The 11,572-nt window shown below is 72.8% G+C and carries 8 protein-coding genes and 2 pseudogenes; 7 read left to right on the forward strand and 3 right to left on the reverse strand.

Features of this window, described 5'->3' with window-relative positions; genetic code table 11:
* Positions 1 to 72 precede the first annotated feature (72 nt).
* Positions 73 to 534: a hypothetical protein gene (locus tag REH70_RS09165; protein ID WP_310753866.1), complete on the forward strand. Its 462-nt coding sequence runs from the start codon at positions 73 to 75 to the stop codon at positions 532 to 534.
* 29 nt (positions 535 to 563) lie between these two features.
* On the opposite strand, the pseudogene moaA reads toward REH70_RS09165, so the two are convergent.
* The 3 genes and pseudogenes from moaA to REH70_RS09180 form a co-directional block, all read right to left on the reverse strand.
* Positions 564 to 1,600, reverse strand: a pseudogene (moaA, locus tag REH70_RS09170) (GTP 3',8-cyclase MoaA).
* A complete protein-coding gene (locus REH70_RS09175; RefSeq protein ID WP_310753868.1) occupies positions 1,585 to 2,001 on the reverse strand; it encodes a molybdenum cofactor biosynthesis protein MoaE in 417 nt (138 codons plus the stop codon). Before REH70_RS09175 ends, moaA begins: the two are co-directional and overlap by 16 nt.
* Positions 1,998 to 2,516 carry a MogA/MoaB family molybdenum cofactor biosynthesis protein gene (locus REH70_RS09180; protein ID WP_310753869.1) on the reverse strand — a complete coding sequence of 173 codons (519 nt, stop codon included), beginning with the start codon at positions 2,514 to 2,516 and terminating at the stop codon, positions 1,998 to 2,000. Before REH70_RS09180 ends, REH70_RS09175 begins: the two co-directional genes overlap by 4 nt.
* Before the next feature lie 388 nt (positions 2,517 to 2,904).
* Between REH70_RS09180 and REH70_RS09185 the strand changes: the two genes are divergently transcribed.
* The 6 genes and pseudogenes from REH70_RS09185 (at position 2,905) to REH70_RS09210 (ending at position 11,571) form a co-directional block, all read left to right on the forward strand.
* On the forward strand, positions 2,905 to 4,056 hold the full coding sequence (locus REH70_RS09185; RefSeq protein WP_310753871.1) for an MFS transporter: 1,152 nt from the start codon (positions 2,905 to 2,907) through the stop codon (positions 4,054 to 4,056).
* 161 nt (positions 4,057 to 4,217) lie between these two features.
* Positions 4,218 to 7,945: pseudogene (locus REH70_RS09190) on the forward strand (nitrate reductase subunit alpha).
* On the forward strand, positions 7,945 to 9,837 hold the full coding sequence (narH, locus tag REH70_RS09195) for a nitrate reductase subunit beta (RefSeq protein WP_310753872.1): 1,893 nt from the start codon (positions 7,945 to 7,947) through the stop codon (positions 9,835 to 9,837). Before REH70_RS09190 ends, narH begins: the two are co-directional and overlap by 1 nt.
* Entirely contained in the window at positions 9,788 to 10,474 is a 687-nt protein-coding gene (gene narJ, locus REH70_RS09200; RefSeq protein WP_310753874.1) for a nitrate reductase molybdenum cofactor assembly chaperone, read from the forward strand. Before narH ends, narJ begins: the two co-directional genes overlap by 50 nt.
* Positions 10,471 to 11,229, forward strand: coding sequence for a respiratory nitrate reductase subunit gamma (gene narI, locus REH70_RS09205; RefSeq protein WP_310753875.1), 759 nt, complete (start codon positions 10,471 to 10,473; stop codon positions 11,227 to 11,229). The genes narJ and narI overlap by 4 nt, the downstream gene beginning before the upstream one ends.
* A 174-nt stretch (positions 11,230 to 11,403) precedes the next feature.
* Entirely contained in the window at positions 11,404 to 11,571 is a 168-nt protein-coding gene (locus REH70_RS09210; RefSeq protein WP_310753876.1) for a hypothetical protein, read from the forward strand.
* Position 11,572: the final 1 nt, after the last annotated feature.

Raw genomic sequence — 11,572 nt, forward strand, 5'->3', positions numbered from 1 at the left:
GCCTCGCACCTCTGTCCGCCGTGCCGTCGCCGGCTGCGCGGCGGCGCTCACCCTGCTCGTCCCGACCCCGCCGTGGCAGCGCCCGGCGCACCGGACGCACATCCCGCGCGCGGTGGCGCCGGGTACGCCGCGGGCGACTTCGTGGCCGCGGTCGACTTCACGTCGCTGCAGGCACGTGACGTCGGTCCCCGGCGGTGCGAGTTCACCGTCGACGGCGTCCTCACGTTCTCCGGCACGGTGGCGGGGGTCGCCGACGGCACCACGACGGCCCTGGTCTTCGCGCCGTGCGCCGAGGCGCTGGCGACCCCGCCCGGGACCTATGCCGACGTCTTCCGGTTCCACGGCGACTTCACCGGGGAGGTCCGGGGGATCCCGACCAGCGGCACGCTGCGCTACGCCGGTGTCACGCGCGTCGGAGGGGAGATCGACGCCCTGGTCACGCTGCGGGGCGACGACGCCCGGGCCGTCCTGCGAGCCGACGCCCAGGTCACCGTGGGCGGGAGCTACCGCGGCGTCGCGCAGGCCGGCACCTGACGACGGCACGCGCCGCCGCACGGCTCCGGTCAGCCACCGATCGCGCTCATCGGACGGCGCGGCTGCAGGAATGTCGGGTCGTCGATGTCGTGCCCGGCCTTCTTGCCCGCCAGGCACGCCCGGAAGGCCTCGGCCAGGGCGTCGTCGTCGGCGTCCGCGCGCAGGAGCGTCCGCAGGTCGGTCTCCGTCTGCGCGAACAGGCACGAGCGCAGCTGCCCGTCGGCGGTGAGCCGGACCCGGTCGCACGCGCCGCAGAACGGCGCGGTGACGGACGCGATCACGCCGACCGTCGCGGGGCCGCCGTCCACGTACCAGAGCTCGGCCGGGGCGGACCCGCGCCCCGGCACCTCGGTGAGGGTGAACGCGGTGCGCAGCGACGCGAGCACCTCGGCCTGGGTGACCATCGTGGTGCGCTCCCAGGTGTGCCCGGCGTCGAGCGGCATCTGCTCGATGAAGCGCATCTCGTAGCCGCCGTCGACGGCGTACCGGACGAGGTCGACCATCTCGTCGTCGTTGACACCCCGCATCGCGACGGCGTTGAGCTTGATCGGCGTGAACCCGGCCGCCTTGGCGGCCGCGATCCCGGCGAGGGTGTCGACGAGCCGGTCACGTCGGGTCAGCTGTCGGAACTTGTCCCGGTCCAGCGTGTCGATGCTGATGTTGACCCGCGCGAGCCCCGCGTCCCGCAGCGGTGCGGCGAGTGCCGGCAACCGCAGGGCGTTGGTGGTCAGCGACACCTCGGGCGAGCCGCCGGGCCCTCGAGGGCCGCCATCCGTCGCACGACGTCGACCACGTCCGGGCGCAGCAGCGGCTCGCCGCCGGTGAGCCGGATCTCCGTCACACCCAGATCGACCGCCACGCCCGCGACCCTGACGAGCTCGTCGGTGCTGAGCATCGTCGAGCCGGCGAGCCACGGGACGCCCTCGGCGGGCATGCAGTAGGTGCACCGCAGCGAGCAGCGATCGGTCAGCGAGATGCGCAGGTCGCGGTGGACGCGACCGAAGCGGTCGACCAGACCGCCCGGGCTGCCGGTCGCCGCGGGCCCGGCGCTCACAGCCCCACCCACACGTGCGACCCGTCGCGCAGGACCTCGCGCTTCCAGACCGGCAGCTCGGCCTTGACCGTCTCGACGAGGTCGCGGCACACGTCGAACGCGAGTGCCCGGTGCGCCGACGCGACGGCGGCCACGATCGCCGCCTCACCGACCCCGAGCATCCCGGTCCGGTGGCTCACCGCGACCCCGAGCACACCGTCGGTACACGCGGCGGCGTCGGCGAGGCGGTGCAGGACGTCGCCGGCATCGGGGTGCGCGGAGTAGTCGAGGCCGACGACGTCGCCGTCGACCGAGGGGTCGTGGTCGCGCACCGTCCCGAGGAACGTGGCGACTGCGCCGACCCGCGGGCCGCTCACCGCGGCGACGTGCGCGGCGAGGTCGAGAGGTGCGTCCGTGAGCTGGGCGAGGGTCATCCGTGGTCACCGCCGGTGAGCTGGTCGAGCAGGTGGGGGAGCAGCGGCAGCAGCACGGCGAGGCCGTCCGTGACGCCGCCGGGGGAGCCGGGAAGGTTCACGACGACGGCGCCGGCGTCCGTCACGCCGGCGACCCCGCGGGACAGCACCGCGGTGGCGACGTACTGCTCGCCGGTGCGCCGCAGCGCCTCGGCGAGACCGGGCAGCTCGCGGTCGACCACCGTCCGCGTCGCCTCCGGGGTCCGGTCGCGTGGCCCGACACCGGTACCGCCGCTCGTGACGACGACGCGTGCGCCGTCGGCCAGGGCCTCGCGCAGCGCGGCGGACACGGACTCCACGCCGTCCGAGACGATCCGCACCCGCCCGACCTCCAAGCCGGCGGCGCGCAGGGCCTCGACGGCACGCGGGCCGGAACGGTCGTCCGCCTGACCGCGGGCACACCGGTCCGAGGCGACGATGACCGCCGCCCGGGCGGACGTGCGCCCCGTCCGGTGCGCTGTGGTGTCGGTGCTCACCCGCGCCACGCTACGCGCTGCGCCGGCCCGGGACGCCCGCCACCGCGCCCGGCGACGCACGGCCCGGAAAATCGGGCGTGGATCTGACCACGGGGACCTGGGACCTGGGATCCGAGAACTGGGAACAAGGTCCCGGCCGTGCCCCTCGAGGGTGCCCCAGGCTGTGCGGGGCGCTCACGGACGCCTGGCGAGACGTCGACGCGCCGATCCTGGCGATCCCGAGACGGTTCCTTGACCCACTGCTACGGTCACCGGACTCGCTGATCTCATCCGCACGGTTGAAACCGCCAGACGAGGAGGGCCCGCGATGGCGCGGCAGCAGGGGGACGCACGGACCACGGTCGCGGGCACCGCGACGCCCAGTCCCGCGGGCGGTACGCCGGGACGCATGCTGGCGCTCGCGACGGTCGGCTTCGGCATCAACTTCTGGGCCTGGGCGCTGATCAGCCCGCTCGGCGCCGCGTACCGCGACCAGCTGGACCTCACCGGCTTCCAGCAGTCGGTCCTCGTGGCCGTCCCCGTCGTGGTCGGCTCGCTCGGCCGCATCCCGGTGGGAGCGCTGACCGACCGGATCGGTGCCCGCATCATGTTCCCCGTGGTCAGCCTGCTGACCGTCCTCCCGGTGCTGTTCGTCGGGCTCGTCGCGGAGAGCTACGCGGCGATGCTCGTCGGTGGCTTCTTCCTGGGGCTGGGCGGCACCACGTTCGCGATCGGCGTCCCGCTGGTCAACGCGTGGTACCCACCGGCCCGCCGAGGGACGGCCCTCGGCATCTTCGGGATCGGCATGGGCGGCACGGCGATCTCCGCCTTCACCACCGTGCGGCTCACCGACTCCGTCGGCCCGACGGCGCCCTTCCTCATCGTCGCCGCCGTCCTCGTCGTGTTCGCGGTCGCGGCGGCCCTCCTCCTGCGCGACGCCCCCGGCCGGACCGCGCCGCAGGGCTCGTTCCTCGCCCGGACGTGGGCGACCGCGCGCCTCCCCGCGACGGGGCAGCTCGCCCTGCTCTACGCGGTCGGCTTCGGTGGGTTCGTCGCGTTCAGCGTCTACCTCCCCACCTACCTCATCAACGCCTACGACCTGGGCCGGGAGGACGCCGCGCTGCGCACGGCCGGGTTCGTCGTGCTCGCCGTCGCGATGCGCCCCGTCGGCGGCTGGCTCTCGGACCGCTTCGACCCGGTCGTCGTGCTCGTGGCGTGCTTCGCGGGCTCCGCCGTCCTGGCCGGACTCGCGGCGCTCGAGCTTGAGCTGCTGCCGGCCGGGACCGTCGCGTTCCTGGGCCTTGCCGCGCTGCTCGGGGCGTCGTCGGGGGCCACCTTCGCGCTCGTGGCCCTGCTCGCCCCGCCCGAGAAGGTGGGGGCCGTCACCGGCCTCGTGGGAGCCGCTGGCGGGTTGGGCGGGTTCGTCCCGCCGCTGGTCATGGGAGCCGTCTTCGACGTCGTCGGCGACTACAGCCTGGGCCTGGCCCTCCTCGCCGTCGTCTGCCTGCTGACCGCCCTGTTCACCCGCGGACCCGTACGCCGCTCCGCCCGTCCCACCTGACCCTCGACCCCGACCGCACGACCCGCACACCACGCCACCCGCACACCGCGCCACCCGCGCACCGCAGCACCGCACGACCCGCACGCCGCCCGCCCCCGCTCGACACCGAGAGGACCGCGCTCGTGACACTCCAGGACGACCCGCCCCGCTCCAGCCCCGGGATGGACGGTGACCTCACGGAGGCGCTGCTCCGGACGCGGCGGTACTTCCAGAAGAAGGAGGTGTCGGGGGACCTGCGGACCCTGCACCAGATCGGTGGTCGCGACGCGGACACCTTCTACCGGGACCGGTGGAGCCACGACAAGGTCGTGCGGTCCACGCACGGCGTGAACTGCACCGGCTCGTGCTCGTGGAAGGTCTACGTCAAGGACGGGATCATCACGTGGGAGTCCCAGCAGACCGACTACCCGTCGGTCGGCCCGGACAGCCCCGAGTACGAGCCGCGCGGCTGCCCCCGCGGTGCGGCGTTCAGCTGGTACACGTACTCGCCCACCCGCATCCGGTACCCCTACGCGCGCGGGCTGCTGCTCGAGATGTACCGCGAGGCGCGCGCGCGGCTCGGTGACCCGGTCGAGGCGTGGGCCAGCATCGTCGACGACCCGGAGAGGTCCCGCCGCTACAAGCGGGCCCGCGGCAAGGGCGGCCTCGTGCGGACCACGTGGGAGGAGGCGACCGAGATGGTCGCCGCAGCCCAGGTCCACACGATCCGTCGTTACGGCCCCGACCGCATCGCCGGGTTCTCGCCGATCCCCGCCATGTCGATGGTGTCGCACGGCGCCGGAGCCCGGTACCACGCGCTCCTCGGCGCCCCGATGCTCTCCTTCTACGACTGGTACGCCGACCTCCCGGTCGCCTCGCCGCAGGTGTTCGGCGACCAGACGGACGTCCCGGAGTCCGGGGACTGGTGGGACGCGGGCTACCTCATCATGTGGGGCTCCAACCTGCCGGTGACCCGGACGCCCGACGCGCACTGGATGGCGGAGGCGCGCTACCGCGGGCAGAAGGTCGTCGCCGTCTCCCCGGACTACGCCGACAACGTCAAGTTCGCCGACGAGTGGCTCGCCGTGCAGCCCGGGACCGACGGCGCCCTGGCCATGGCCATGGGCCACGTCACGCTGAAGGAGTTCTTCGTCGACCGGCAGGTCCCGTACTTCACCGACTACGTCAAGCGGTTCACGGACCTGCCGTTCCTCGTCAAGGTCGAGGAGCAGGACGGCCGCTGGGTGCCGGGGAAGTTCCTCACCGCGGAGGACCTCCCCGGGCGGGAGGCGAGCAGCGAGAACGCCGCGTTCAAGACCGTCCTCATCGACGCCGGCACCGGCAAGCCGGTGGTGCCGGGTGGGTCGCTGGGGCACCACTACGGCGAGGCCGGCGCCGGCCGCTGGAACCTCGACCTCGGGGACGTCGACCCGCTGCTGAGCGCGGGCGGCCCGGACCCCGCGACGGCCGGGCAGGGCGAGTCGGTGCTCGTCGACCTGCCGCGCTTCGACACCCTCGACGGCACCGCCGGGACGAGCCGGCGCGGCGTCCCGGTCCGCCGGGTGGGGGACCACCTCGTCACCACGGTCATGGACCTGCTCCTGGCGCAGTACGGGGTGGCCCGCCCGGGGCTGCCCGGCCAGTGGCCCACCGGCTACGACGACGCGTCGGAGCCGTGCACGCCCGCGTGGCAGGAGCAGTTCACCGGCGTGCCGGCAGCCAAGGCCGAGCGGATCGGCCGGGAGTTCGCCGCGAACGCCGAGGAGTCACGCGGCCGGTCGATGATCCTCATGGGGGCCGGCACCAACCACTGGTTCCACTCCGACACGATCTACCGCGCGTTCCTCACCCTGACCACGCTCACCGGCTGCCAGGGCGTCAACGGCGGCGGCTGGGCGCACTACGTCGGCCAGGAGAAGGTCCGCCCCGTGACGGGCCAGCAGATGTACGCGACCGCGAACGACTGGGCGCGGCCGCCGCGCACGATGATCCAGACCGCGTACTGGTACCTGCACACGAACCAGTTCCGGTACGACGCGTTCGGCGCGGACACCCTGTCGGCCGCGACCCCCGGGACCGGGGCGCTCGCGGGCAAGACCACCGCGGACGTCATCGCCCAGTCCGCACGGATGGGCTGGATGCCGTCGTACCCGACCTGGGACCGCAGCCCCCTGCAGGTGGCCGACGACGCCGCGGCGGCCGGGCTCCCGGTGGGCGAGTACGTCCCGCGCGAGCTGAAGGAGGGCCGGCTGCGCTTCGCGGCCGAGGACCCGGACGCGCCGGAGAACTTCCCCCGCGTGCTGACGGTCTGGCGCGCGAACCTGCTGGGGTCGTCCGGCAAGGGCAACGAGTACTTCCTGCACCACCTGCTCGGCGCCGACTCCAACCTGCGCGCGACCGAGGCGCCCGAGGGGACCCGGCCGCGCGACGTCGTCTGGCACGACGAGGCACCCACCGGGAAGCTCGACCTGCTGCTGTCGCTCGACTTCCGGATGACGAGCACGACGATCTACTCCGACGTCGTCCTGCCGGCCGCGACCTGGTACGAGAAGCACGACCTCAACACCACGGACATGCACCCGTTCGTCAACTCGTTCAGCCCGGCCATCGCGCCGCCGTGGCAGACCCGGACCGACTTCGACATCTTCCACACCCTCGCGCGCGTGTTCAGCCGCCTGGCCGAGACCCACCTCGGGACGCGCCAGGACGTCGTGGCCGTCCCGCTCACGCACGACACCCCCGACGAGATGGCCAACCCGCACGGGCGCGTCCAGGACTGGCGCGCGGGGAGTGCGATCCCGTCCCGGGCCGGACGATGCCCAAGCTGGTCGTCGTCGAGCGGGACTACGCCGCCGTGGCCGCGAAGCTGGCCACGCTCGGGCCGCTCGCCGACCGCCTGGGCCTGACGACGAAGGGCGTCACCTTCGACGTCGGCAAGGAGATCGACTACCTGGGCCACAAGAACGGCATCGCGCGGGTCGCCCCGGGGGAGCGCGGCAGCGTGGCCGACGGCCGCCCGCTGCTGAGCCGCGACGTCCACGTGTGCGAGGCGATCCTCGCGCTCTCCGGCACGACCAACGGCCGGCTCGCCGTCCAGGGGTTCCACACCCTGGAGAAGCGCACCGGGACGCAGATGGCCGACCTCGCGGCCGAGCACGAGGGCAAGCAGGTCACCTTCGCCGACACCCAGGCGGCACCGACGACGGTCATCACCTCACCGGAGTGGTCGGGGACCGAGCACGGCGGGCGCCGGTACTCGCCGTTCACCGTCAACGTCGAGCGGCTCAAGCCGTGGCACACGCTCACCGGGCGCCAGCACTTCTACCTCGACCACGACTGGATGACCGACATCGGGGAGGGGCTGCCGGTCTTCCGGCCACCGCTGAACATGCAGGCGCTGTTCGACGAGACCGTGATCGGGGACACCGCCGAGGTCGACGGGACCGGGACGCTCGGGGTGACGGTCCGGTACCTGACCCCGCACAACAAGTGGTCCATCCACTCCGAGTACCAGGACAACCTGTTCATGCTGTCGCTCTCGCGCGGCGGCCCGTCGGTGTGGATCAGCGACGTCGACGCCGCGAAGGTCGGCATCCGGGACAACGACTGGATCGAGGCGGTCAACCGCAACGGCATCGTGGTGGCCCGCGCGATCGTCTCCCACCGCATGCCCGAGGGGACGGTGTACATGTACCACGCGCAGGACCGGCTCATCGACGTGCCGAGGACCGAGGTCACCGGCAAGCGCGGCGGCATCCACAACTCGCTGACCAGGCTCCTCATCAAGCCGAGCCACCTCATCGGCGGGTACGCGCAGCTGTCCTACGCGTTCAACTACCTCGGGCCCACGGGCAACCAGCGGGACGAGGTCACCGTCATCCGTCGTCGTAGCCAGGAGGTGCAGTACTGATGCGTGTGATGGCTCAGATGGCGATGGTCATGAACCTGGACAAGTGCATCGGGTGCCACACGTGCTCGGTCACCTGCAAGCAGGCGTGGACGAACCGCACCGGCACCGAGTACGTCTGGTTCAACAACGTCGAGACCCGCCCCGGGCAGGGGTACCCGCGGACCTACGAGGACCAGGCGAGGTGGGAGGGCGGCTGGACGCTGAGCAAGCGCGGTCGCCTGCAGCTCAAGGCCGGCGGGCGCCTGAAGAACCTGCTGACGGTCTTCGCCAGCCCGAAGATGCCGTCGCTCGACGAGTACTACGAGCCGTGGACCTACGACTACGAGAACCTGACGAACGCCCCGCTGCAGGAGCACACCCCGGTCGCCCGCCCGCAGTCGCTCATCAGCGGCCAGGACATGAACGTCACCTGGAGCGCGAACTGGGACGACGACCTCGGCGGTGCTCCCGAGCTCACCCGGGCCGACCCCGTGCTGGCCAAGGTGTCCGACAAGGTGAAGCTCGAGTTCGAGCAGACGTTCATGTTCTACCTGCCGCGCATCTGCGAGCACTGCCTCAACCCGTCGTGCGCGGCGTCGTGCCCGTCGGGGGCGATCTACAAGCGCTCCGAGGACGGCATCGTCCTCGTCGACCAGGACAAGTGCCGCGGCTGGCGCAAGTGCGTCACCGGGTGCCCGTACAAGAAGGTCTACTTCAACCACCGGACCGGCAAGGCCGAGAAGTGCACGTTCTGCTTCCCGCGCATCGAGGTGGGGCTGCCGACGGTCTGCTCCGAGACGTGCGTCGGGCGGCTGCGGTACATCGGCCTCGTCCTGTACGACGCCGACCGGGTGCTGGACGCGGCGAGCGAGCCCGATGAGACGAAGCTGCTCGCCGCTCAGCGCAGCGTGTTCCTCGACCCGGACGACCCGGAGGTGCAGCGCGAGGCGGAGCGCGCCGGCATCCCGCGCGACTGGGTCGAGGCCGCGCAGCGGTCCCCGATCTGGTCCCTCATCCACAAGTACGAGGTCGCGCTGCCGCTGCACCCGGAGTACCGGACGATGCCGATGGTCTGGTACATCCCGCCGCTCTCGCCGGTGGTGGACGTGGTGGGGGAGACCGGGGAGGACTCGGAGGACTCGGGCAACCTGTTCGCCGCGATCGACACCCTGCGCATCCCGGTGGAGTACCTCGCGGAGCTGTTCACCGCGGGTGACACGGCGCCGGTGACCGCGGTGCTCAAGCGGCTCGCCGCGATGCGGTCGTACATGCGGGACCTCAACCTGGGCCGGCCGAGCAACCCCGCGATCCCCGCCTCGGTCGGGATGGAGGAGGCGACCATGTACGAGATGTACCGCCTGCTCGCACTCGCGAAGTACGACGAGCGGTACGTCATCCCGCCAGCGCACGCCGAGCAGGCGCACGGGCTGGAGGAGCTCGCCACCGAGTGCAGCCTCGACTACGACGGCGGCCCGGGCATGGGCGGGTCGGGCCCGTTCGGGGAGGGCTCCGGGCAGGGCTACCTCAACGACCCCATCGCGGTGGAGAACTTCCACATGCTGCAGCAGCGGCAGACGACGGACACCGTCGCCGAGCCCAGCACACGCAAGGCCCGTGTCAACCTCCTCAACTGGGACGGCAAGGGCGCCCCGCCGGGGATGTTCCCGCCGCGTCCGGGCCCGGACGGCGCCGACCTGCGCGAGCCCGCGAGCGACGACAGCGCGGCGGTCGACCGCGCGCAGCCCATCGGCGGCAGCGCGCCCGGCCCGACCGGTACCGGGTCCGGTCCGGGTCCCGGGACGGACCCCGGCCGTCCCGGTCCGGACACGCCCCCGGTCCCGGGCGCGACGGCGGGGTCGCACCATGAACCGCGTCGCCCGGCGTCAGGCGGCCCAGCGCGCGGCGACCCGTGACCACGCCGTCGTGCACCGGGTGGCGGCGCTGCTGCTCGACTATCCGACGGCGGACCTCCTGGAGTCCCTGCCCCGGCTCCGGGCCGTGGTACGCGTGCTCGGCGACCGGTCCGCGCACCTGCGGGTCCCGCTCGAGGGCGTGCTCGACCACCTCGAGCAGCACGCGCTGACCGAGCTCGAGGCGGAGTACGTGCGGACGTTCGACCTCGCGCGGCGGCGGTCGCTCTATCTGACCTACTACGCGTACGGCGACACCCGGAAGCGCGGGGTCGCGCTGGTCGAGTTCAAGCAGGCCTTCTCGGCCGCCGGGTTCGAGCTCGCCGCCGACGAGCTCCCCGACCACCTCGCGGTCGTGCTGGAGTTCGGGGCGACCGGTGACGCGGCCGCCCAGGAGTCGGCGCTGCGGCTGCTGCTCGCCCACCGCGCCGGGCTGGAGGTGCTGCGCCTCGCGCTGCAGGACGCCGGGTCCCCGTACGCGGGCGCGGTCGTCGCCGTGTGCGCGACCCTGCCACCCCTGGCCGGCCCCGACCGCGAGGCGGTCGCCCGGCTCGCGGCCCAGGGACCTCCGGGCGAGGAGGTCGGCCTCGAGCCGTTCGCCCCGCCGTCGTACATGCCCACGACAGGAGCACGCCGATGACCACGACCACCGACATCGTCCTCTGGGTCGTGATCCCGTACGTCTGCCTCGCGTTCTTCGTCCTCGGGCACGTGTGGCGGTACCGGTACGACAAGTTCGGGTGGACGACGCGGTCGTCGCAGCTCTACGAGCGGCGGCTGCTGCGCTGGGCGAGCCCCATGTTCCACTTCGGGATCCTCGCGGTGTTCCTCGGGCACGTCATGGGCCTGGGGATCCCCAAGTCCTGGACGGAGGCCGTGGGCATGAGCGACGAGCTCTACCACTTCCTCGCCATCAGCATCGGGACGGTCGCCGGCGTCGGGACGGTGCTCGGCCTCGTGCTGCTCATCTACCGCCGCCGCACCGTCGGGCCGGTGTTCCGGGCGACGACGAAGATGGACAAGGTCATGTACCTGTTCCTCGCCGTCGTGATCTTCCTCGGCATGTGGAACACGGTCGCCGGGTCGATCCTCAACCTGGGCGGCCACTACGACTACCGGGACGGCGTCTCGGTGTGGTTCCGGGGGATCTTCCTGTTCGACCTGCACCCCGAGCTCATGGCCGAGGCGCCGATCGGGTTCCAGCTGCACGGCATGACCGCGATGCTCCTCTTCGCGCTGTGGCCGTTCACGCGCCTCGTGCACGTCTTCAGTGCGCCGCTCGGGTACCTGTGGCGCCCGTACGTCGTCTACCGGTCGCGGTCCGACCGGCTCGGCTCACGGCAGAGCCGGCCCGGGTGGGACCGGGTCGAGGGACGTGAGCCCTCCCGCCGCTGATCGGCGCCGCTGATCGGCGCCGCTGATCGGCGCCGCTGATCGGCGCCGCTGATCGGCGCCGCTGATCGGCGCCGCTGATCGGCGCCGCTGTTCGATCCTGCTGATCCCCGGCAGCGGCGGCACCCCGGCGTCGTCCGGGGTGCCGCCCGCGTCCGGGTCCGCGATGCTGGGGGCATGGACAGATGCCAGTACTGCGGCGAGATGCTGATCACCGAGCACGAGGGGGCGCCCGGGACCGACCGGCCCGCCGGGGAGCCGAACCCGGACCTCGAGACCCGGTGCCCGAACCCCGACTGCCCGAGCAACACGGGCGCGGGCGGCGCCGACCACGCCCAGGCCTGAC

Source organism: Cellulomonas sp. ATA003, assembly GCF_031582905.1.
GTDB lineage: Bacteria > Actinomycetota > Actinomycetes > Actinomycetales > Cellulomonadaceae > Pengzhenrongella.